This window comes from Paraburkholderia sp. A3BS-1L, assembly GCF_051125215.1.
Taxonomy (GTDB): Bacteria; Pseudomonadota; Gammaproteobacteria; order Burkholderiales; family Burkholderiaceae; genus Paraburkholderia.
This window is the reverse complement of record NZ_CP120445.1, coordinates 181,798-202,773: the sequence shown is the minus strand read 5'-3', so window position 1 is coordinate 202,773 and position 20,976 is coordinate 181,798. Positions and strand designations below refer to the sequence as shown.

Sequence of the window (20,976 nt, the reverse complement as noted above, 5' to 3'; positions counted from 1 at the left end):
CTAGCGCGCGCCCTGATCGGCGTCAAAGATCGCGTGATGGCGGATGATGCTGCGAATGAGCGCCGCGTCCTCCGCGCTCACTTTCGCGTAGATCGACGGGCCGGCGGCGCGCTCCGCGTCGCCCGTGCGCAGCATCAGCTCGGCCCAGTCGATCAGGCGTCGCGTGGAGAACGCGCTCGCCAGGTCCTCGCGCGCGAACGCGGCACGGCAGTCGGCGGCAATGGCGGCGAGCGTCGGCGCGAGCGCGGGCGGAAGTTGCGGCAAGGTCCGCCGCAATACTTCGGCTTCCTCATCTTTCGACAGGTAATCGAACAAATACACCCGCCAGCGGTCGAGAAAAGCCTCGTTGAGCAGATTCGCGCCCTGATACAGGTGCCGATACGCGCTCATCGCGCCCGCCGCGTTCGCCGTGGCAAAGAGGCGAAACTCGGGATGCGGCGTCACGATCTCGTTGCCGCGCTCCTTGAGCAGCAGCCTGCCCTCCGGTTCGAGCACGGCGGTCAGCACCGCGAGAATGGACGGCTCTGCAAAATCGAGCTCATCGATGATGAGCCAGGCGCCTTCGCGCATCGCAATGGGCAGCACGCCATCCACCCATACCGTCTCGCCGCCCTTCACGGTCCAGAAACCGACAAAGTCGCCGATGGTGGTCTGGCCGTTCATGTTCGCGCGCAGCACGCCGTGGCCCGTGCGCGCGGCGATCTGCTCGACGAAACTGGTCTTGCCCGAGCCCATGTGGCCGATCAGCATCACGCGCCGGTTTTCGACGATGTCCATGGCGATGTCGTCGGTGCGCGCCGTGAAGAGATACGCATCGTTGATGCGCGGCACCCGCGCTTGGGAGGCCGGCGCGCCGTTCAACGCGGCTTGCGCGACCGGCACATCGACCGTGCCGATGCGCACGGTCCGCACTTCACTGCCGGCTCCATGAGCCCCTCTGCGCGCGGCCCGCGCCGATGCCGCCGCGAGCCGCAACTCGGCGCCAAACCGGCTGCCCGCCTCGGCGGCCCGTGCTTCGTCCTCGCGGCCCGCGTCGGCCGCGAAGCCCTCGCGACGCCACTTCAGAAGCTTCGCATCGAGATTATCGAGGTCGACCACCGTATCGATATCGACCTTGCCGGTGGCCGCGTCGCCGTGGCCATGCTCGATGCGGAACAGGTTGGCGCGCTCGGAGAGCGAAACGCGCCACCATTCGCGCATCTCGCCCGCACCGCGCGTGTAGACGCCCTCGGGGCCGTCGTCGTGAACTGCGAGAGGGGAAGCGTTCATTGGCAAAAAGGGCGCGGTCACAACCCGTTGAAGGAACTGACCATCTTACCCGCCGGGCGGCGCACGGCGGTCGCCCGGCGACCTGCGGCAGCCGGTGTCAACCAATGTTGCAGCACTGCGACACACCGACAAAGTTGTTGCAGGAATGTGAACGGTTCGCAATATTATGGCCCGCGTTCGCGCGCGGGACGGTCCCCACGCCCCCGTGCGATGCAGGCCAAACGACTAAAAAACAGGGAACACATGAAGAAGACCACCGCAGCGCTCGGCGCCGCCTTGCTCGCGATTTCCGCGCAATCCGCCTTCGCGCAAAACTCGGTCACGCTGTACGGCATCGTCGATACGAGCGTCCGCTACCTGACCAACGCCAACGCCAACAACGACAGCCAGGTGCAAATGGGCGTCGGCCCGGTCACCGGCAGCCGCTGGGGCCTGAAAGGCTCCGAAGACCTGGGCGGCGGCCTCTCGACGGTATTCCGCCTCGAAAGCGGCTTCAACCTCTGGAACGGCCAGATGGCCAGCCAGAACACCCTGTTCAACCGGATGGCATACGTCGGCCTGCAGAGCAACCAGTACGGCGCGCTCACGTTCGGCCGCCAGAACACGCCGCTGTTCGACCAACTCGGCAACGTGTACGACCCGCTGACCGTCGGCAACTTCGACCAGGACGGCTGGCTGCCTGGCGCGCTCGGCTACGGCCTGCGCCAGAACAACTCGGTCAAGTACGACGGCCACTTCGGCGGCCTCGAACTCGAAGGCATGTACAGCTTCGGCGGCGTGCCGGGCAGCACCGGCGCGAACAACATGTACGGCTTCACCGCGGCGTACACCTGGGGCCCGGCCTCGCTCGACGTCGGCTACCAGCAGAACAGCGACCTGCACAACAACAAGTACCGCGTGGTCAACGTGAGCGGCGTCTACCAGATCGGCCCGGTCAAGGCGCTGGCCGGCTGGCTCTGGGGCCAGGACAACACCGGTTTCGTCGACCTGTATATGGCCTCGGCCAACTCGCCGGCGGCCAGCTTCGCGGGTCCCGTGGCAAAGACCAACCGCATCGACAACGGTCTCTACGCCGGCGCCGTGTGGCAGGTCACCTCGCCGCTCACGCTCACGGCCGCCTACTACTACGACCACGCCAGCAACGCGCTGAACGCGGACGGCGCGACGCTGAGCACCGGCATTCGCTACACGGCTGTCGTGCTGGCCGAATACGCGCTGTCCAAGCGCACGCAGATCTACGGCACGGTCGACTACGCGCACGGCTCGGGCGCGGCAAGGGCCGACTTCCCCGGCCGCAACAACCAGACCGGTGTGGCAGCCGGCATGCGCCACATCTTCTGATCGGAGCGGGTGTGGGATAATCGCCGCTTGCCCAGAGTGCAGCTCAAGAGGTTGTTCGCACGGGCTCAGGGGGCCTTCAATCCCGCGGCCCGCTACCTGGGGCCTGTTCACACTAATAACAGGCCCTTCTAGCGGCCAGCCCGCGTAATGAAATTCTTAATTTGGGGAACGTGTCTTTCCGGCCGCATTGCGGCGTCGCGCGTCGCTTGTATGGCTCGGCCATACGACGCTCCTTGCTCCTCGCACTGCGACCGGAAAGGCACGTTCGCGAGCCTGTTATTAGTGTGAACAGGCCCCGACAATCACTCTCAAGCAACCACGATGCCCGCATACCGTTCCAAGACCTCCACCGCCGGCCGCAACATGGCCGGCGCGCGCTCGCTGTGGCGCGCCACCGGCATGAAAGACGACGACTTTTCCAAGCCGATCATCGCGGTGGTCAACTCGTTCACCCAGTTCGTGCCGGGCCACGTGCACCTGAAAGACCTCGGCCAGCTCGTTGCGCGCGAAATCGAGGCCGCGGGCGGCGTGGCCAAGGAATTCAACACCATTGCCGTGGACGACGGCATCGCCATGGGCCACGACGGCATGCTGTATTCGCTGCCGAGCCGCGACATCATCGCGGATTCGGTCGAATACATGGTCAACGCGCACTGCGCCGACGCCATGGTGTGCATCTCCAACTGCGACAAGATCACCCCGGGCATGCTGATGGCCGCCATGCGCCTGAACATCCCCGTGATCTTCGTCTCGGGCGGCCCGATGGAAGCCGGCAAGACGCGCCTGGCCAACCCCGTCACCAAGGCCATCGAAGTCAAGAAGCTCGACCTGATCGACGCCATGGTGATCGCCGCGGACAGCAAGTACTCCGACGCCGAAGTGGCCGAAGTGGAACGCTCGGCCTGCCCGACTTGCGGCTCGTGCTCGGGCATGTTCACGGCCAATTCCATGAACTGCCTGACCGAGGCGCTGGGCCTCTCGCTGCCGGGCAACGGCACCGTCGTCGCCACGCACGCCGACCGCGAGCAGCTGTTCAAGCGCGCCGGCCACCGCATCGTCGAACTCGCGCGCCAGTACTACGAACAGGAAGACGAGCGCGTGCTGCCGCGCTCGGTGGGCTTCAAGGCGTTCGAGAACGCGATGACACTGGACATCGCCATGGGCGGCTCGACCAACACGATCCTGCACCTGCTGGCGATCGCGCAGGAAGCGGGCATCGAATTCACCATGGCCGACATCGACCGCCTCTCGCGCGTCGTGCCGCAGCTGTGCAAAGTGGCGCCCAACACCAACAAGTACCACATCGAAGACGTGCATCGCGCGGGCGGCATCATGGCGATCCTCGGCGAGCTCGACCGCGCCGGCAAGCTGCACACCGACGTGCCGACCGTGCACGCGCCCTCGCTCAAGCATGCGCTGGACCAGTGGGACATCGTCCGCAATGTCGACGATGCGGTGAAGACGTTCTACATGGCCGGCCCCGCAGGCGTGCCGACGCAGGTGGCCTTCAGCCAGAACACGCGCTGGCCGAGCCTCGATCTGGACCGCGCCGAAGGCTGCATCCGCTCGAACGAGCACGCTTTCTCGAAGGAAGGCGGCCTCGCGGTGCTCACGGGCAATATCGCGCTCGACGGCTGCGTGGTGAAAACCGCCGGCGTGGACGACAGCATTCTCGTGTTCGAAGGCACGGCGCACGTGACCGAATCGCAGGACGAAGCGGTTGAAAACATCCTCGCCGACAAGGTCAAGGCCGGCGACGTGGTGATCGTGCGCTATGAAGGCCCCAAGGGCGGCCCGGGCATGCAGGAAATGCTTTACCCGACGAGCTATATCAAGTCGAAGGGCCTGGGCAAGGCTTGCGCGCTGCTGACCGACGGCCGCTTCTCGGGCGGCACCTCGGGGCTGTCCATCGGCCACTGCTCGCCTGAAGCGGCGGCGGGCGGCGCGATCGGCCTCGTGCGCGATGGCGACAAGATCCGCATCGACATTCCGAATCGCACGATCAACGTGCTCGTGTCCGACGAGGAACTGGCGCGCCGTCGCGAAGAGCAGAACGCCAAGGGCTGGAAGCCGGCGAAGGCGCGTCCGCGCAAGGTGTCGGCGGCGCTCAAGGCTTATGCCAAGCTGGTGATGTCGGCGGATAAGGGCGCGGTGCGGGACCTTTCGCTGCTCGACGATTGAGGCTGGATGCGCGCCCGTGGATTTCGAACCGGCGCCTTCCTTCCGGACGAAAGCCGCTCTCTGGAGCGGCTTTTTTTGTTTGAGGGTGCTGTTCAAGCGCGGCTGCAAGCGCGGCGGCGCGCGGCGCGCAAATGTGGCATTCTCGGTGCCCTGGCTCGCGCCTTGTGCAGGCGCAGCCGCGGCTGTTGCATATTCTCGGCAAGACATCCACACCTGCACGGAGAGAACGATGTCCGCATCAACGCCTTCCCAGACTGCACCCGCCGCGCGCGGCCAATGCGAAGCGATCGACCTGGCTGGCAAGATCGCGCTGATCGAGGGCCACTGGCAGCCGCGGGTGGTCGCGGAAATGAACGACTACCAATTCAAGGTCGTCAAGCTCGAGGGCGACTTCGTCTGGCACCAGCACAGCGAGACCGATGAAACTTTTATCGTGCTCGACGGCGAACTGCGCATCGATTTTCGCGGTGGCCCACAGGGCGACGGCTCGATCGTGCTGCACGCCGGTCAAATGGCGGTCGTGCCCAAAGGCGTCGAGCACAAACCCTGCGCTCAGGGCGAAGTGAAAGTGCTGCTGATCGAGCCGCGCGGCGTTGTGAATACCGGAGAGAACGCCGCAAGCGAACGCACGGTTGCGAACGACCAGTGGGTTTGACGGGGGGTGCCTGGCACCGTCCGATCAACGTTCACCATCGAATCACTCGATGCAGCCCTTGAAGCTCAAGAGTACGCTGGCGTGACGTCAAGAGGATGTCGATGACGGGATCCCAACGGGGAACACATCATGTCAGGAGAATGGAAGCGCCGCGCCCGGCTGTTCGTCCAGCGTTTCTGGCAGCCCACCAGCGCCTGCATGACCTGCATGCCGGGAAGCTGGGGCAATATCATGAGTCTCGCCCACTGGACGATTGCCCTCCATACCGGACTGCTCACCGGAATTCTGGCCGTACTGCTAACTTTCACGCCGGCTGCAAAACTCTACGCGCATCGATACGGCAATGCACTCATTGTCGGCTGCCTGACGACGCTGGGCGATGCCTACTCGCACAAAAGCCACTACCGTATTCCCGTTGTCGAGCACATCATGACGGGAATCCTCTCAGGGCTGCTCGCACTGATCGCTTCATATCTCCTTGAAGATCGCGCGCGGCGCATTCGTGCGGTTTGGGCTCGGGTTTTCGGATAGTTGCCCGCCAGCCCGGAGGCCACGCCGGCCTTACACACTACCCTCCGTTTCAACCACGAGAATGCGCGCCTCGCCAAGCGGATGCGCCACATGCTCGGTCCCAACGGACGCATAAAAAATATCGCCTGTTTCCAGGATCACCGATTGCTCGATACCCGCTTCGCGGTAGCGCATGTCGACCCGGCCATCGAGCACGACAAACACCTCTTCGCCATCGTTGACGTGCCATCGATAAGGTTCATTCGTCCAGTGCAGCCTCGTGGTAATGCCGCGCATATTGGCAATATCGAGCGCGCCCCAAGGGCGGTCAGCAGTAAGGCGCCTGCTACGAATGATCTTCATGACGAACCGGCTGGCCTTGGGGAAAGGGGCTTCGAGAATATCACGCCAGACTGGCGCAAAAAATCGAGACTTTTCGGCGCCGGGTATCTATTTTGTTAGCCTGCATTCGCCCTATCGATGGCAACATGCGTTACTTTCGGCCGCCCGCACATCGGTGCAGACATCAACAGGAGATGCGTCATGGCGATTCAAAAAATCACGCCTTTTCTCTGGTATTCCGCCGCGCAGGTCGAGGAAGCCGCGGCCTTTTACACGACAATCTTCCCGGACTCGCGCATCGTCCGCGTCACGCCGATTACGAGCGCCGGCGATACCAAGGTAGTCGACTTCGAACTCTTTGGGCAGCCCTTTATTGCCATGGGCTCCGGGCAGCCCGAGGCGTTCAACCTCTCGATCTCGCTCATGGTCGACTGCGCAGATCAAGCCGAGGTCGACCGGTACTGGAACGCCCTGCTCGAAGATGGCGGCGCGCCACTCGAGTGCGGCTGGCTGAAAGACCGCTTCGGCATCGCATGGCAGATCGTCCCCGACGATCTCATGCGCATGATGGCCGATTCCGACCCGGTCAAGGCCGCCCGCGTGGCCAAAGCCATGATGTCGATGGTGAAGTTCGACGTCGCCGCGCTGAGAGCGGCCTATGCGGGTACGGCCGGCTGACCCGCAACGCCACGCTCTGCGCGATCGAAACCCTATGCGCCCCCGCCATTGCGCTAGCGCAGAGCTTCTCACCGCACGAAAGCTTTTTGCAAGAATCCCCAGGTAGCGTGCGCACTGCATGTTGCCGCTGCTTTCCATTGCTTGTCGCTCCCCGCGCAAACCCGCTGCCGGTAAAGCCGCTCAATGTCACGTAAAGCCGGATGACAAAATCCGCCCCTTGTAATGGCAATAAATCTTTCAAATACCTGACGTTTATAAATTAACGCATGAGTTGGTTAGACTGCGAGTTTCCAGGCTTCGCGGTCCGGCCCTCTCAGCCCGACCGCGCCCAGCATCGGCGGCACACAACAACCAAGATTATGCGTATGCAATCCGACGATAACCGGCCCGGCGCGGTACAGGCGCCGCGGTCCGCTCATGCCCCCCGCATTCGCGCTGCGCATCCCGTCGGCACCACTGGGAGACTGGCATGAGCGACACGCCAAACCACCCCGCTGCCCCGCAAGTCCCAACTCCCCCCACGCCGCCCACGTCCAAGGCACCCGACGCGCCGCCGCCGCGCAAGCGCCGCGGGCGCTGGATTCTCGCGCTGATCGTGCTGGTGCTGATCGCGCTCGTCGTCATGCACGTGCTGCGCGGCAAGAAGCCCGAGCACGCCGCGCCCGCGCAGGTCGTGACCGTTGCGCCCGCCACGCTCGGCTCGATGCCGGTGACGCTCGACGCGCTCGGCACCGTCACACCGGTCGCCACCGTCACGGTGCTGCCGCAACTGAGCGGCTACCTCACCCAAGTCGGCTACCGCGAAGGCCAGGAGGTCGTGAAAGGCCAGTTCCTCGCGCAGATCGATCCGCGCCAATATGAAATCAGCAAGGAGCAGGCCGAGGCGCAACTCGCCAAGGACCGCGCGTCGCTCGCGCAGGCCCGCGCCGACCTCGCGCGCTACACGCAGCTCCACGAAAAGCAGTCGGTTGCCGAGCAAACCTATACCGACCAGAAGTTCCTTGTGGCCCAGGACGAGGCCGCCGTGAAGGCCGATCTCGCCAACATCAAGCAGTTCGAGCTCGATCTCGCCTACTGCCACATCACCGCGCCTGTATCGGGGCGCGTGGGCTTGCGCCTCGTCGATCCGGGCAATTACGTAACGGCGTCGAGCTCGACCGGCATCGCCGTCATCACGCAGATGAAGCCCACCACGGTGCAATTCACGGTGCCGCAAAACGCGCTGTCGAGCGTGCTCCAGCGCGTGAACGCCGGCGCGAAACTGCCGGTCACGATCTATAGCAGCGACAACACCCGCGAGCTCGCCACCGGCATGCTCTACGCGATCAGCAACCAGATGGCCACGGCCACCGGCACGGTCACGCTGCGCGCAAGCGTGCCCAACGACGACGAGGCGCTGTTTCCCAACGAGTTCGTAAACGTGCGGCTGCTGGTGGACACGATGGAAAACGCCGTGCTCGTGCCCACGCCCGCCGTGCAAAACGGCGCACCCGGCGACTATGTGTATCTCGTGAATGCCGACAACACCGTGTCGGTCCACAAGGTCACGCTGGGCCCGGGCGACGGCCGGCATACGGTGATCGTCGCGGGCCTCGCGGCGGGCCAGCGCGTGGTGACCGACGGGCTCGACCGCCTCAACGACGGCGCGAAAATCCAGCCTTCCGAGGCAAAACCAGGTGCAACTGGCGCGCCGCACGGCGCGAGCGCGGCGCGCATGGGCAACCCTGCGCATCCGCTTTCGAGACCGCTGCCGCCGGCATCGGGCGCGAGCACCGTGGGCGCCGCAGCGCCACCGGCCGCCTCTCAAGCAGCACCCGCCTCAGAAGCGTCCTGATCCCCCGCCCTTGCGCCGATGAATATTTCGCGTCTTTTCATCCTGCGGCCGGTCGCGACTTCGTTGCTGATGATCGCGCTGGTGCTGGTCGGCCTGCTGGCGATGAAGTTCCTGCCGGTGTCGTCGCTGCCTTCGGTCGACTACCCGACCATCCAGGTGCAAACCTTCTACCCCGGAGCGAGCCCGACCGTCATGGCCACCACGGTCACGGCGCCGCTCGAAGTGCAGCTCGGCGAGATTCCGGGCCTGCAGCAGATGGTCTCGTACAGTTCCGAGGGCGCCTCGGTCATCACGCTGCAGTTCGATCTCTCGCTCAACCTCGACGTGGCGCAGCAGAACGTGCAGCAGGCCATCAACGCGGCCAACAGCTACTTGCCGAGCGGCCTGCCCGCGCCGCCCACCTACGCCAAGGTGAATCCCGCCGACCAGCCCATTCTCACGCTCGCGCTGACCTCGAAGTCGATGTCGCTCACGCAGTTGCAGGACGCGGCCAACAACCGGCTCGCGATGAAGATTTCCCAGGTGCAGGGCGTGGGTCTCGTGAGCACGGCGGGCGGCCACGTGCCCGCCGTGCGCGTGGAAGCCGACCCGCAAAAGCTTGCCGGCTACGGCCTGAATATCGACGATCTGCGCACGCTGCTCGCCAACGTCAACATCAGCGCGCCGAAGGGCAACTTCGACGGTCCCGAGCTCGACTACACGATCAACTCGAACGACCAGATCTCGGACCCCAAGGATTACGAACACACGGTCATCGCCTACCAGAACGGCGCGCCCGTGTTCATGCGCGACGTCGCGCGCGTGTCCACGGCGGCCCAGGATGTCGAGCGCGGCGCGTGGTACAACAAAGCGCCCGCCATCGTGCTGAACGTGCAGCGCCAGCCGGGCGCGAACGTGATCGCCACCGTCAACCAGATCATGCGCCAGTTGCCGCAGCTCGAAGCCACGCTGCCCGCCGGCATGAAGGTCACGGTGGTCTCCAACAGCGTGGGGGCGATCCAGGCCTCGGTCAACGACGCGGCGTTCGAACTCGTGCTCGCCGTGGCGCTCGTGGTGGCCGTGATTTTCGTGTTCCTGCGCAATCTGCCCGCCACGATCATTCCGAGCATCTCGGTGCCGGTCTCGTTGATCGGCACGCTCGCGCTCATGTACGAGCTCGGCTACTCGATCGACAACCTCTCGCTGATGGCGCTCATCATCGCCACGGGCTTCGTGGTCGACGACTCGATCGTGATGATCGAGAACATCGTGCGCTATCTGGAAGAAGGCGACAAACCCTTGCAGGCGGCCCTCAAGGGCGCGGGGCAGATCGGCTTCACCATTCTGTCCCTCACGATCTCGCTGATCGCGGTGCTGATTCCGCTGCTGTTCATGGGCGGCGTGATCGGCCGGCTCTTCAGCGAATTCGCGGTCACGCTCGCGGTGACCATCGTGCTCTCGGCCGTGGTCTCGCTCACCGTCGTGCCGATGCTGTGCGCGCGCATCCTGCGCGCCCAGGCCGAGCGCCATCCGAGCCGCTTCGAGCGCGTCAGCGAAGGCCTCTTCAACAAGACGCTCGCCGCCTATGAGCGCGGCCTGCGCTGGGTGCTCGATCACCAGACGCTCACGCTCGCCGTGGCGGTGGCCACGGTCGTGCTCACGGGCCTGCTCTACGTGGCGATTCCCAAGGGTCTCTTCCCGGTGCAGGACGTGGGCGTGATCCAGGGCATCAGCGTGGCCGACAACTCGGTCTCGTATCAGGCGATGGTGCGCCGCCAGTCCGCGCTCGCCGAAGAAATTCTCAAGGACCCCGATGTGGTTTCGCTCACCTCGTACGTGGGCATCGACGGCATCAACAACACGCTCAACAACGGGCGTTTCCTGATCAACCTGAAGCCGCATGACGACCGCGCCGAAACTGCCGAGGAGATCGCGCGGCGCATCCAGCAGTCGGTCGCGAAAGTACCGGGCATCCGCCTCTATCTGCAGCCCGAGCAGGATCTCACGCTCGACACCACGGTCTCGCGCAACCAGTACAACTTCGTGCTGCGCGGACCGAACCAGCAGGCGTTCGAGCAATACGTGCCGGCCCTCATCGCGCGCATGAAGCAGATTCCCTCGATTGCCGACGTCACGAGCAACCTGAACACCGACGGCCTGTCCGTGAACGTGCAGGTGAACCGCCAGCTCGCGGCGCGCTACGGCATCACGGCGGCGACCATCGACAACGCGCTCTACGACGCGCTCGGCCAGCGCATCGTCTCGACCATCTTCCAGCAGTCGGACCAGTACCGCGTGATTCTCGTGGCCAAGCCCGAGTCGCTGCCCACGGTGGAATCGATCGGCGACATCTATCTGCCGAGCCAGACCGCCGCCTCGGGCCAGGTGCCGCTCAAAGGCATCGCGACGATCGACATCACGCGCTCGCCGCTGATGATCAGCCACCTTGCGCAATTCCCCTCGGTCACGATCTCGTTCAATCTCGCCGATGGCGCGTCGCTCTCCGCCGCCGTGCGCGACATCCGCAAGGCCGAGGCCGCCGTGCAGCTGCCGCCCTCGATCACCTCGTCGTTCCAGGGCGCGGCGCAGGCGTTCGAAGATTCGCTCTCCAGCGAGATCTATCTGCTGATCGCGGCAATCGTGGCCGTGTATATCGTGCTGGGCGTGCTCTACGAGAGCTATGTCCATCCGGTGACGATTCTTTCGACGCTGCCTTCGGCCGGCATCGGGGCGCTGCTCGCGCTGATGATCGCGGGCAAAGACCTCGACGTGATCGGCATCATCGGCATCGTGCTGCTGATCGGCATTGTGAAAAAGAACGCCATCATGATGGTGGACTTCGCGCTCGAAGCCGAACGCGTGCACGGCAAGCCGCCGCGCGAGGCGATCTTCGAGGCATCGCTGCTGCGCTTCCGGCCGATCCTCATGACCACGCTCGCCGCCATGCTCGGCGCGCTGCCGATGCTGCTCGGCACCGGCACGGGCTCCGAGCTGCGCCGCCCGCTCGGCCTCGCGATCATCGGCGGGCTGACGGTGTCGCAACTGCTCACGCTGTTTACGACGCCCGTGATCTATCTGTTCTTCGACCGGCTCGCCGAGCGCTTCGGGCGCAAGCGCAAGCGCGGCACAAGCGGCGATGAAGCAGGCGGCGCAGATGGCGGCGGCGCACCGCCCGCGCCCGAGGGCACGCCGTGAATCTCTCGGCGCTCTTCATCCGGCGGCCGGTCGCGACCTCGCTTCTCGCGATCGCGATCCTGCTCGCCGGCACGCTGGCGTTTTTCCGGCTGCCCGTGGCGCCGCTGCCCAACATCGCCTTTCCGGTGATCGTGGTGCAGGCCAATATGGCGGGCGCGAGCCCCGAGACCATGGCGGCCACGGTCGCCGAGCCGCTCGAACGGCGCCTGGGCACCATCGCCGACGTGAGCCAGCTCACTTCGATCAACAATACGGGATCCTCACTGATCGTCGTGGTGTTCGGCCTGAACCGCGATATCAACGGCGCGGCGCGCGACGTGGAAGCGGCCATCCAGGCCGCCCGCGCCGATCTGCCCACCACGCTGCGCAGCAACCCCACCTACCGGCAGTACAACCCCGCGAGCGCGCCGATCATGGTGCTCGCGCTCACCTCCGATACGCTCACCAAGGCCCAGCTCTACGACTCCGCCGATTCGGTCATCATGCAGCAGCTCTCGCAGGTGGACGGCGTGGGCCAGATCACGCTGGGCGGCGGCGCGCTGCCTTCGGTGCGCGTGGAGCTGGAGCCCGGCAAGCTCAATAGCTACGGCATCGGGCTCGAAGACGTGCGCGCCGCCATCGGCGCGGCCAATGCGAACAGCGCAAAAGGCCATATCGATCAGGGCGAGCAGCGCTTCGTGGTGACATCGAACGACCAGATCAGCAACGCCGCGCCGTTTCGCGACATCGTCATCGCCTACCGCAACGGCGCGCCCGTGTATCTGCGCGACGTGGGCGCCGTGAACGACTCCAACGAGAACATCCGCAATGCCGGTCTCTTCAACAGCAAGTCGGCGGTGCTCGTGATCGTCTACCCGATGCCGGGCAGCAACGTCGTGAAGACCGTGCAGCAGATCCAGGCGCGCCTGCCCTATATCGAGGCCGCGCTGCCCGGCACGATCAAGGTGAACGTGGCGATCGACCGCTCCCAGGCGGTGCGCGACTCGGTGGCCGACACCGAGCGCACGCTGTTTATCGCCGTACTGCTCGTGATCGGCGTGGTGTTCGTGTTCCTGCTCTCGCCGCGCGCGACGCTCATTCCGGCCGTGGCGCTGCCGCTGTCCATCGTGGGCTCGTTCGGGCCGATGTACCTGCTCGGCTACAGCATCGACTCGCTCTCGCTGATGGCGCTCACCATCGGCACCGGCTTCGTGGTGGACGACGCCGTGGTGGTGCTCGAAAACATCGTGCGCCATATCGAGGCCGGGCTCGATCCCAAGGAAGCCGCGCTGCGCGGCGCGGGCGAAGTGGGCTTCACAGTGCTCTCGATGAGCCTATCGCTGATCGCCGTGTTCCTGCCGATCCTGCTGATGCCGGGCATCGTCGGCCTGCTCTTTCATGAGTTCGCGATGACGCTCTCCATCGCGATCGTCATTTCGCTCGTGGTCTCGCTCACCGTCACGCCGGCCATGTGCGCCTATGTGCTCGAGCGCGAGCGCAAGGAGCGCAAGCCCTCGCGCTCGGCCCAGTGGATCAACGCGCAGTTCGAACATTTCAAGCAGTTCTATTCGCGCACGCTCGACGTCGCGCTCAATCATGCTCGGCTCACGATCTTCATCCTGTTCGCCTTGCTGGTCGGCAATGTGTTTCTTGCGCGCCTGCTCCCCGGCACCTTCTTTCCGGAGCAGGACACGGGCATCCTGATCGGCCAGATCATCGCCGACCAGAGCATCTCGTTCACGGCGATGGAAAAGAAGCTCGCGCAATTGCAGGACATCGTGCAGAAAGATCCGGCCGTGGAATCGGTCGCGGGCTTCACGGGCGGACGCGCGCTCAACTCGGCCACGGTCTTCATCGAGCTCAAGCCGCTCGCGCAACGCAAGCTTTCCGCCACCGAAGTCGTGAACCGCTTGCGGCCCAAGCTCAACGCGGTGTCGGGCGCGCGCCTGTTCCTCCAGGCGCAGCAGGATCTGCAGATCGGCGGGCGGCAATCGGCAGCCGAATATCAGTACACGCTCACGAGCGACGACGCCGACGCGCTCTTCAAATGGACGCCCAGGCTCATCGACGAGCTGAACAAGCACCACGGCACCCTTACCGACGTGAACTCGGACTTGCAGCAAAACGGCCTGCAAACCTATGTCACGGTGAACCGCGCGACGGCCAAGCGCTACGGCTTCGATCCGAACCAGATCGACAACGTGCTCTATGACGCGTTCGGACAGCGCGCCGTCTCCACCATCTACAACCCCATCAACCAGTACTTCGTGGTGATGGAGGTGGCGCCGCAGTACTGGCAGTATCCGCAGTCGTTCAACCACATCTTCCTGAGCACGGCGGCAGGCAACGCGAGCGGCGCGGCCACCACGCAAATGCCGGGCACGACGATGTCGGGCGTCAAACCCTATAGCGCGATCGCCGCCGCCAGCACCACCGTCAGCAATACCAATGAACGCAACGCCAACGCCGTGGCCAACGTGCAGAACAACTCGATCGCCAACAGCAAGGGAGGCAGTTCGAGCGGCAGCGCGAACAGCACCGCCGCGGAAACCATGGTGCCCCTCACCGCGCTCATGAACTGGACCACCGGCCACACGGCCACCCAGGTCAATCACCAGAGCGGCGAGGTGGCGGGCACGATCTCGTTCAACCTGCCCAAGGGCGGCTCGCTCTCCGAGGCGGGCAAGATCATCGAGCAGGCCAAGCGCGACATCGGCATGCCCGCTTCCATCCACGGCGAGTTCGCGGGCGCGGCGCAGGCCTACGCGCAATCGATGGGCACGGTGCCGCTGATCATTCTCGCGGCGCTCGGCGTGGTCTATATCGTGCTGGGCGTGCTCTACGAGAACACCATCCACCCGCTCACGATTCTTTCGACGCTGCCTTCGGCCGGCATCGGCGCGATTCTGGCGATGCTGATCTTCGGCACGCCGTTCTCGGTCATTGCGATGATCGGCATCATCCTGCTGATCGGCATCGTGAAGAAGAACGGCATCATGATGGTGGACGTGGCGATCCAGTTGCAGCGCAGCGAAGGCCGTAACGCGCGCGACGCGATTCACGAAGCCGCCGTGGTGCGGCTGCGCCCGATCATGATGACGACCTTCGCCGCCGTGCTGGGCGCGGCACCGCTTGCCGTGGGCATTGGCCAGGGCGCCTCGCTGCGCCAGCCGCTTGGCGTGACCGTGATGGGCGGCCTGCTCCTCTCCCAGCTTTTCACTCTTTACACCACGCCCGTGATCTATCTGTTCCTCGACCGCCTGCGCGCACGCCTCGCACGCTGGGCCGCGCGCCTGCCCTGGAACCGCCGCCAGGCCGATGAGAGTGCACCATGAAGACGATTCACCGCCGGGGGCGGCGCAAAGCCTCGCTTGAATTCGTGCCGCGCATGCGCGCAACAGGCCGATTGCTGCCGCTTGCGCTGGCCGCATCCCTCACGTTCCTCGCGAGCGGCTGCATGGTGGGCCCCGACTACCAGCGCCCGCAAGTCGCCGTGCCCACGCAATGGAAGGAACTGCCCGGCTGGACCCAGGCCGAGCCCGCCGACGCCGAAGGACCGAAGGGCGAATGGTGGACCGCGTTCCAGGATCCGCTGCTCGACGAACTCGAGCCGCTCGTGGCCGTCTCGAACCAGACCGTGCGGCAAAGCTACGCGAACTACCAGCAGGCACTGGCCGAAGTGCGCATCGCGCGCGCGAGCCTCTTTCCCGCGCTGGGCGTGACGGGCTCCGCCACGCGTGAGCGTTCGTCCCGCGCCACGCAAAGCAACCGGGCGCTCATTGTCAACTCGGGCTCGCTGGAAGCCAGCGTGAGCTGGGAACCGGACTTCTGGGGCAAGGTGCGCCGCCAGATCGAGGAACAATCGGCCACCGCGCAGGCCAGCGAAGCCATGCTCGCCAATGCTCAGCTATCCGAACAGATTTCGCTCGCCAATGCCGTGATCGGCCTGCGCGTGACGGATGCCGACATCGATCTGCTCACGCAAACCGTGGCGGCCTACGAGGCTTCGCTGCGCGTGGTGAGCAACCAGGACAGCGCGGGCACGATCCCGCCTTCCGACCTCATCACGGCACGCACGCAGCTGGAGAACGCCCAGGCCGGCCTGATCGCGCTGGGCGTCGCGCGCGCGCAGTACGAGCATGCCATCGCGGTGCTGGTGGGCCGCAATCCCGAGGACATGACGATCCCGCACAGCGCGCGGCTCCCGGTGCTGCCGGCGATTCCCGCTGGCGTGCCGTCCACGCTGCTGCAGCGGCGCCCCGACATCGCCACGGCGGAGCGCCAGATAGCCTCGGCGAATGCGTCCATCGGCGTGGCCGTGGCCGCGTATTACCCGAACATCTCGCTTTCGGCGTTCGACGGCTTCACGCAGGCGCCGCTTTCGGGCCTGCTGCACATCAGCAACTATGTGTGGTCGCTCGGCGCGAGCGCAACGCAGACGATCTTCGACGGCGGCGCGCGCAGCGGCGAAGTGGCGGCGGCGCGCGCGAGCTACGATGCGGCGGTGGCCAACTATCGCGGCACCGTGCTCACGGCGTTCCAGAACGTCGAGAACGATCTCTCGGGGCTGCGCATTCTCGCGCAGCAGAGCGAGCGGCTGGACGCCGCCGTGCGCGATTCGATCCGCGGCGCGCAGATAGCGCTGAATGAGTATGAGGCGGGCACGGTCGACTACACCACGGTAGTGACAGCGCAAGCCACCCAGTTGAGTACGCAACAAAATTCGCTCAACGTGCAGCAGCAGCGGCTGCTCAATGCGGCGGCGCTGATCGGCGACCTGGGCGGCGGATGGACGGGCGTGCTGCACGATCCCCGCCATCCCGATCGGGCGGCGGCGAATCCAGCATCCAATCAGACTGCGGCAGCAAGCGTGGATACCGCCGCCGCGCCCAATGCTACGGCACCCGCAAACCCCAACAAACCAGGGCAGTCGCCAAGCCCGTGACATCGCACGCCGCCGTGCACGACATGCGATGCTGAACGCTTACGCCAGCTCGGTGAAAACCGCTTGCGCAGCCAGACGCGATTTCGGCAGCTTCGCGTTGAAATCGTCGGCGCTGCGGTAGCCAAGGCCGATCACGACGAGCGCAGTCAGTCCCTTCGCGGCCAGCCCGAGTTCTTCGTCGAGCGCTTTCGCATCGAAGCCTTCCATCGGGCAGGCGTCGATTTCGAGCGTCGATGCGCCGATCAACAGCGTGCCGAGCGCAAGGTAAGCCTGCTTCTCCATCCACGCCGGCAGATCCGCGCGCTCGCGATGCAGGTTCACGTAGAAGGCGCGCGTGTTCTGCTGGCCCGCTTTCGCCTCGGCGGTCGCGAAGCGGCCATCGGCCTCTTCCTGCGCGAGCACGGCGTTCAGATGCGCCTCGTCCATGTCGGTGCGCACGCACAACACGAGAACGTGCGAAGCGCGCATCACCTTCGGTTCGTTATAGGCGTAGCCCGGCTGCATGGACTTCGCCACGCGCGCACGCGCCGCGTCGCTTTCGGCCACCACGAAGTGCCACGGCTGCGAGTTCACCGAAGAGGGGCTGAAGCGGATCAGTTCCTTGAGTTCATCGATAACGGCGGCCGGAATCTTGCGGGCGGAATCGAAAGCCTTGGTGGCATGGCGCGCTTTCGCGAAACGGGTGAGGTTCAACTGGGTTCTCCTGTGCCGGCCAGAGTGAGTGCTTCAGCACTGACGCTGGTCCCATACAAAGTCGTCTAACGTCGGCCGCCAGGGCGGCGGCAAGGCCGGTATGCTACCAGCATGTGCGATGGGACGTGCAAGCAAAGCGCACGGCCAGGCGCTATGCTACGGGCTGCCCGTTGCTCGCCAACGCATTTCAATCCATACATCGAGGAACCCCATGACACACCCCGCCGGCTCCATGATCAGCTTCAATCGCCCCGATGGCCAATCGCTCCAGGGCTATCTCGCCACGCCCGCGAAGACCGAGGGCGCGCCCGCCATCGTCGTGATCCAGGAATGGTGGGGCTTGAACGACCAGATTCGCGGCGTGGCCGACCGCCTCGCACAAGCGGGCTACTACGCGCTCGTGCCCGACCTCTACCGCGGCAAGAGCACCGTCGAAGAGGAAGAGGCACACCACCTGATGACGGGCCTCGATTTCGCCGATGCCGCCTCGCAGGACATCCGTGGCGCGGTCGATCACCTCAAGACGCTGACCGATCGTGTCGGCGTGAGCGGCTACTGCATGGGCGGTGCGCTCACGCTGCTCGCCGCGAACATGATTCCGGACCTCGCGGGCGTCGTGGTGTGGTACGGCTTTCCGCCGCTCGAATATCTCGACGCGAGCAAGATCACCGCGCCGGTGCTGGGCCATTGGGGCACGCAGGACGGCTTCTTCAAGATCGAGACCGTCGACGAGCTCGAAAAGAAGCTGCGCGACGGCGGCGTGAACGTCGAGTTCCACCGCTATCTGGCTTACCACGGATTCGCGAACGAGACCGCCGTCGGCCCCGGCCGCATCGCGCACACGCAGTTCGATCCGGTCTGGTCGCAGCGCGCGTGGGATCGCACGCTCACGTTCTGGGGCCGCACGTTGTGGACGCAGCGCTAAGCGCGCGGCGTTTCCCCTAAATTCTCGCGCCCGGGCACAGCCCATGCGCCGTGGCGCCGCCACGCCGCCCGCACCTCGGCGCCTTGCAACAGGACTTCGCATGAACGATCTTTCCGCCTTCCCCATCAACGCTAAATGGCCCGCGCAACATCCCGACCGCATCCAGCTCTATTCGCTGCCCACGCCCAACGGCGTCAAGGTGTCGATCATGCTCGAGGAAACGGGGCTGCCGTACGAGCCGCATCTGGTTCGCTTCGACACGAATGACCAGATCTCGCCGGAATTCCTCTCGCTCAATCCGAACAACAAGATTCCCGCGATCATAGATCCCAACGGCCCCGGCGGCGCACCGTTGCCGCTGTTCGAGTCGGGCGCGATCCTGATCTACCTCGCCGACAAATGCGGTCAGTTTCTCGCGCGCGAAGGCCGCGAGCGCTACGAGACGATTCAGTGGCTGATGTTCCAGATGGGCGGCATCGGGCCGATGTTCGGCCAGGTGGGTTTCTTCCACAAGTTCGCCGGCAAGGAGTACGAGGACAAGCGCCCGCGCGATCGCTACGTGGCCGAATCGCGCCGCCTCATCGGCGTGCTCGATCAGCATCTCGCGAATCGCCAGTGGATCATGGGCGAGCACTATACGATCGCCGACATGGCGACGTTCCCCTGGGTGCGCAATCTCATCGGCTTCTACGAGGCCGGCGATCTGGTCGGCTTCAAGGATTTCCGTCACGTCGCGCGTGCGCTCGACGCGTTCCTCGCGCGTCCGGCTGTCAAGCGCGGACTGGAGATTCCCGCACGCAATTGATGCGCGCGCAACGGTCATGAAACGGTCTTAACGGGCGGGTTTCACGCGCGCCAACACGGCGTCCGAGACCTCGCCCGCCGCATGCTCGACGCTCATGCGCTGATCGCCGCGCGCAAGCACGAATTTTGCGGCGGCCACGTAGGGATTGAGTGCAATGGCCGCGCCAGCACCGTGCTTGTTCTCGCTCGAATGCGTTTCGATCACCTGGTAAAGCGGCGCGGGCGCCTGCTTCGCGAGATCGTCGATGGCAACCGCCAGATCGATCTCGACCGCACCCGCGCCATGGCCCACCATCGTGCGGCGCAAGCGGTTGCCTTCGTCGACGTCGAGAAATACGCCACGCACGAGCCAGCCCTGCGCGGGCGGCGCGACGCCGGCGGGCAAGCGCCGTGCATCGACGCCCGCCTTGCGCAAGTCCGCGACCAGCGTATTGGCCATCTGCTCGACGATCTGACGCGCATGCGCCTGCGAGTCGTCGCGGCGCGCGAGCGGCCGGGGCAGCAGGCTGCCCGCGAGGTGGCGCGCGTTATCCACGGGATTCTGGTCGGCTGTCGCGCTGCCTGCGTCGAGCTCAAAATCGCTCACGTAGACGATCGGCGCCAGCGCGGGCACGCTTGCGGCTGGGCCGTTCGTCTGTGCGAACAGCGCCGGCGCAGCCACGCCGAGCCCCAAGCCCACACATAGCACAACGCACACGCTTCGATAACCTTTCATCGCAGACTCCCCATTCAAGCGGATCGCACTTATCTTATCCGCCGGGAGCCGAATGCATTTTTCACATGGCCGTCACATCCTCATGCGTCCGCTCACGCATCAATCGCGCCATAGCGATGCAGGTCTTGCGCGAGTGTTCCGACATCAACCAAACGGCACGCATGCAAGCCCGCGGCCTGCGCGCCTTGCACGTTCGCCTCGCCGTCGTCAACGAAGAATCGTTTCGTGCGGCACGGCGGCCAGTTGCGGAGGCAGCCGAGATCAGCCTGCGCAGCAGGCTTGACCGCCCCGAACGACGCGCTTGCATGAACGCGTCCACTCTGGCCTTCGCTCCGAATCGTGCCCCTAAAACGTCATGCGATTCCAGTTAAACTGCAACTCATGGACACATGCCGTTACTGCGGAAAAATGCGCGACGAGTGGGATTGCCACGGACCGGTCTGCCGTGGCGCAATTGCCCGCGCGCTGCGACGCCAGCGCCAGGGCCTGCCAATGGTCGCCAACGTGATCCGCAACGAAATTCCCGAGAATGCCAGCACGGGCGAGGTCATCCACGTCCTCTCGCGCCAGCGCATGCGCGCGCGCCGCGGCAACGAGGAACGGCGCGAGCGCAAGGCGCTAGAAAACGCCGACGAAACAGGCGGCTCGGCCAACAACTGACCCGGCGATAGATCGGGGCCACGCTCCTCACGCCATCTAACGCAGCAGTACGAATGATCGTGCTGCGCTCATGCCATACCGAGCCGAACGCGAACGAACGATCATGCGCTTCGCGCCCTATTCAGCGTGAATGCGCAACTGTAAAACCTGGTCAAAACACAGGGAAAACACTCCCGTCAATTTTCCAATATGCGTTGTTCACCGGATGGATTCGCCCTTGCTTCTGTGCGAGATTGAACGGGCGCTATCGCGCACGCCACCTTTCCAGGTG

At 65.0% G+C, this 20,976-nt stretch carries 16 protein-coding genes; 12 read left to right on the top strand and 4 right to left on the bottom strand.

The genetic code is table 11. The annotated features are described in order from the left end of the window. Entirely contained in the window at positions 1 to 1,269 is a 1,269-nt protein-coding gene (locus P5W99_RS31700) for an AAA family ATPase (protein ID WP_434666273.1), read from the bottom strand. A 243-nt stretch (positions 1,270 to 1,512) separates the two neighbouring features. On the opposite strand from P5W99_RS31700, the gene P5W99_RS31695 reads away from it, so the two are divergent. The 4 genes from P5W99_RS31695 (at position 1,513) to P5W99_RS31680 (ending at position 5,977) form a co-directional block, all read left to right on the top strand. Beyond that, positions 1,513 to 2,610 (top strand): porin, encoded by a 1,098-nt coding sequence (locus P5W99_RS31695; protein ID WP_421028516.1) that lies wholly within the window; start codon positions 1,513 to 1,515, stop codon positions 2,608 to 2,610. 321 nt (positions 2,611 to 2,931) lie between these two features. Next, a complete protein-coding gene (gene ilvD, locus P5W99_RS31690; RefSeq protein WP_421028515.1) occupies positions 2,932 to 4,791 on the top strand; it encodes a dihydroxy-acid dehydratase in 1,860 nt (619 codons plus the stop codon). Between the two features lie 229 nt (positions 4,792 to 5,020). Further along, positions 5,021 to 5,446 (top strand): cupin domain-containing protein, encoded by a 426-nt coding sequence (locus P5W99_RS31685; RefSeq protein WP_421028514.1) that lies wholly within the window; start codon positions 5,021 to 5,023, stop codon positions 5,444 to 5,446. Positions 5,447 to 5,575: 129 nt separating this feature from the next. Then, a complete protein-coding gene (locus P5W99_RS31680) occupies positions 5,576 to 5,977 on the top strand; it encodes a hypothetical protein (protein ID WP_421047254.1) in 402 nt (133 codons plus the stop codon). A 30-nt stretch (positions 5,978 to 6,007) separates the two neighbouring features. On the opposite strand, the gene P5W99_RS31675 is transcribed toward P5W99_RS31680, so the two are convergent. Next, positions 6,008 to 6,319 (bottom strand): cupin domain-containing protein, encoded by a 312-nt coding sequence (locus tag P5W99_RS31675; protein ID WP_421028512.1) that lies wholly within the window; start codon positions 6,317 to 6,319, stop codon positions 6,008 to 6,010. A 180-nt stretch (positions 6,320 to 6,499) separates the two neighbouring features. On the opposite strand from P5W99_RS31675, the gene P5W99_RS31670 reads away from it, so the two are divergent. The 5 genes from P5W99_RS31670 to P5W99_RS31650 all read left to right on the top strand — a co-directional run bounded on the left by P5W99_RS31670 (position 6,500) and on the right by P5W99_RS31650 (position 16,908). Next, the gene (locus P5W99_RS31670) at positions 6,500 to 6,976 is read left to right on the top strand and encodes a VOC family protein (protein WP_421028784.1); all 477 of its coding nucleotides are present in this window, start codon (positions 6,500 to 6,502) and stop codon (positions 6,974 to 6,976) included. Between the two features lie 469 nt (positions 6,977 to 7,445). After that, positions 7,446 to 8,810, top strand: a complete 1,365-nt coding sequence (locus tag P5W99_RS31665) for an efflux RND transporter periplasmic adaptor subunit (RefSeq protein WP_434666267.1) — start codon at positions 7,446 to 7,448, stop codon at positions 8,808 to 8,810. Between the two features lie 18 nt (positions 8,811 to 8,828). Continuing rightward, complete coding sequence (locus tag P5W99_RS31660; RefSeq protein WP_434666264.1) at positions 8,829 to 11,984, top strand: efflux RND transporter permease subunit; 3,156 nt, start codon at positions 8,829 to 8,831, stop codon at positions 11,982 to 11,984. After that, the gene (locus P5W99_RS31655; RefSeq protein WP_421028509.1) at positions 11,981 to 15,298 is read left to right on the top strand and encodes an efflux RND transporter permease subunit; all 3,318 of its coding nucleotides are present in this window, start codon (positions 11,981 to 11,983) and stop codon (positions 15,296 to 15,298) included. Before P5W99_RS31660 ends, P5W99_RS31655 begins: the two co-directional genes overlap by 4 nt. A 53-nt stretch (positions 15,299 to 15,351) precedes the next feature. Further along, complete coding sequence (locus P5W99_RS31650) at positions 15,352 to 16,908, top strand: efflux transporter outer membrane subunit (RefSeq protein WP_421028783.1); 1,557 nt, start codon at positions 15,352 to 15,354, stop codon at positions 16,906 to 16,908. A gap of 39 nt (positions 16,909 to 16,947) precedes the next feature. Here the strand turns inward: P5W99_RS31650 and nfsB are convergent, their stop codons facing one another. Continuing rightward, positions 16,948 to 17,601, bottom strand: coding sequence for an oxygen-insensitive NAD(P)H nitroreductase (gene nfsB, locus P5W99_RS31645; RefSeq protein ID WP_421028508.1), 654 nt, complete (start codon positions 17,599 to 17,601; stop codon positions 16,948 to 16,950). 211 nt (positions 17,602 to 17,812) lie between these two features. Here nfsB and P5W99_RS31640 point away from each other — a divergent pair, with 211 nt between their 5' ends. Further along, the gene (locus tag P5W99_RS31640) at positions 17,813 to 18,526 is read left to right on the top strand and encodes a dienelactone hydrolase family protein (RefSeq protein ID WP_421028507.1); all 714 of its coding nucleotides are present in this window, start codon (positions 17,813 to 17,815) and stop codon (positions 18,524 to 18,526) included. 100 nt (positions 18,527 to 18,626) lie between these two features. Next, the gene (locus P5W99_RS31635; protein WP_421028506.1) at positions 18,627 to 19,331 is read left to right on the top strand and encodes a glutathione S-transferase N-terminal domain-containing protein; all 705 of its coding nucleotides are present in this window, start codon (positions 18,627 to 18,629) and stop codon (positions 19,329 to 19,331) included. A 27-nt stretch (positions 19,332 to 19,358) separates the two neighbouring features. Here P5W99_RS31635 and P5W99_RS31630 read toward each other — a convergent pair whose 3' ends face one another. After that, on the bottom strand, positions 19,359 to 20,045 hold the full coding sequence (locus P5W99_RS31630) for a DUF4410 domain-containing protein (protein ID WP_421028505.1): 687 nt from the start codon (positions 20,043 to 20,045) through the stop codon (positions 19,359 to 19,361). Positions 20,046 to 20,426: 381 nt separating this feature from the next. Between P5W99_RS31630 and P5W99_RS31625 the strand changes: the two genes are divergently transcribed. Then, entirely contained in the window at positions 20,427 to 20,705 is a 279-nt protein-coding gene (locus P5W99_RS31625; protein WP_421028504.1) for a hypothetical protein, read from the top strand. Positions 20,706 to 20,976 lie beyond the last annotated feature (271 nt).

Excerpts from the sequence above, each read along its gene's own strand:
- P5W99_RS31665 (WP_434666267.1), top strand. The coding sequence starts at position 7,446 with ATGAGCGACACGCCAAACCACCCCGCTGCCCCGCAAGTCCCAACTCCC.
- P5W99_RS31700 (WP_434666273.1), bottom strand. The coding sequence starts at position 1,269 with ATGAACGCTTCCCCTCTCGCAGTTCACGACGACGGCCCCGAGGGCGTC.
- P5W99_RS31625 (WP_421028504.1), top strand. The coding sequence starts at position 20,427 with ATGGACACATGCCGTTACTGCGGAAAAATGCGCGACGAGTGGGATTGC.
- P5W99_RS31695 (WP_421028516.1), top strand. The coding sequence starts at position 1,513 with ATGAAGAAGACCACCGCAGCGCTCGGCGCCGCCTTGCTCGCGATTTCC.
- P5W99_RS31635 (WP_421028506.1), top strand. The coding sequence starts at position 18,627 with ATGAACGATCTTTCCGCCTTCCCCATCAACGCTAAATGGCCCGCGCAA.
- P5W99_RS31660 (WP_434666264.1), top strand. The coding sequence starts at position 8,829 with ATGAATATTTCGCGTCTTTTCATCCTGCGGCCGGTCGCGACTTCGTTG.
- P5W99_RS31640 (WP_421028507.1), top strand. The coding sequence starts at position 17,813 with ATGACACACCCCGCCGGCTCCATGATCAGCTTCAATCGCCCCGATGGC.
- P5W99_RS31685 (WP_421028514.1), top strand. The coding sequence starts at position 5,021 with ATGTCCGCATCAACGCCTTCCCAGACTGCACCCGCCGCGCGCGGCCAA.
- P5W99_RS31670 (WP_421028784.1), top strand. The coding sequence starts at position 6,500 with ATGGCGATTCAAAAAATCACGCCTTTTCTCTGGTATTCCGCCGCGCAG.
- P5W99_RS31680 (WP_421047254.1), top strand. The coding sequence starts at position 5,576 with ATGTCAGGAGAATGGAAGCGCCGCGCCCGGCTGTTCGTCCAGCGTTTC.
- P5W99_RS31630 (WP_421028505.1), bottom strand. The coding sequence starts at position 20,045 with ATGAAAGGTTATCGAAGCGTGTGCGTTGTGCTATGTGTGGGCTTGGGG.
- P5W99_RS31650 (WP_421028783.1), top strand. The coding sequence starts at position 15,352 with ATGCGCGCAACAGGCCGATTGCTGCCGCTTGCGCTGGCCGCATCCCTC.
- P5W99_RS31675 (WP_421028512.1), bottom strand. The coding sequence starts at position 6,319 with ATGAAGATCATTCGTAGCAGGCGCCTTACTGCTGACCGCCCTTGGGGC.
- ilvD (WP_421028515.1), top strand. The coding sequence starts at position 2,932 with ATGCCCGCATACCGTTCCAAGACCTCCACCGCCGGCCGCAACATGGCC.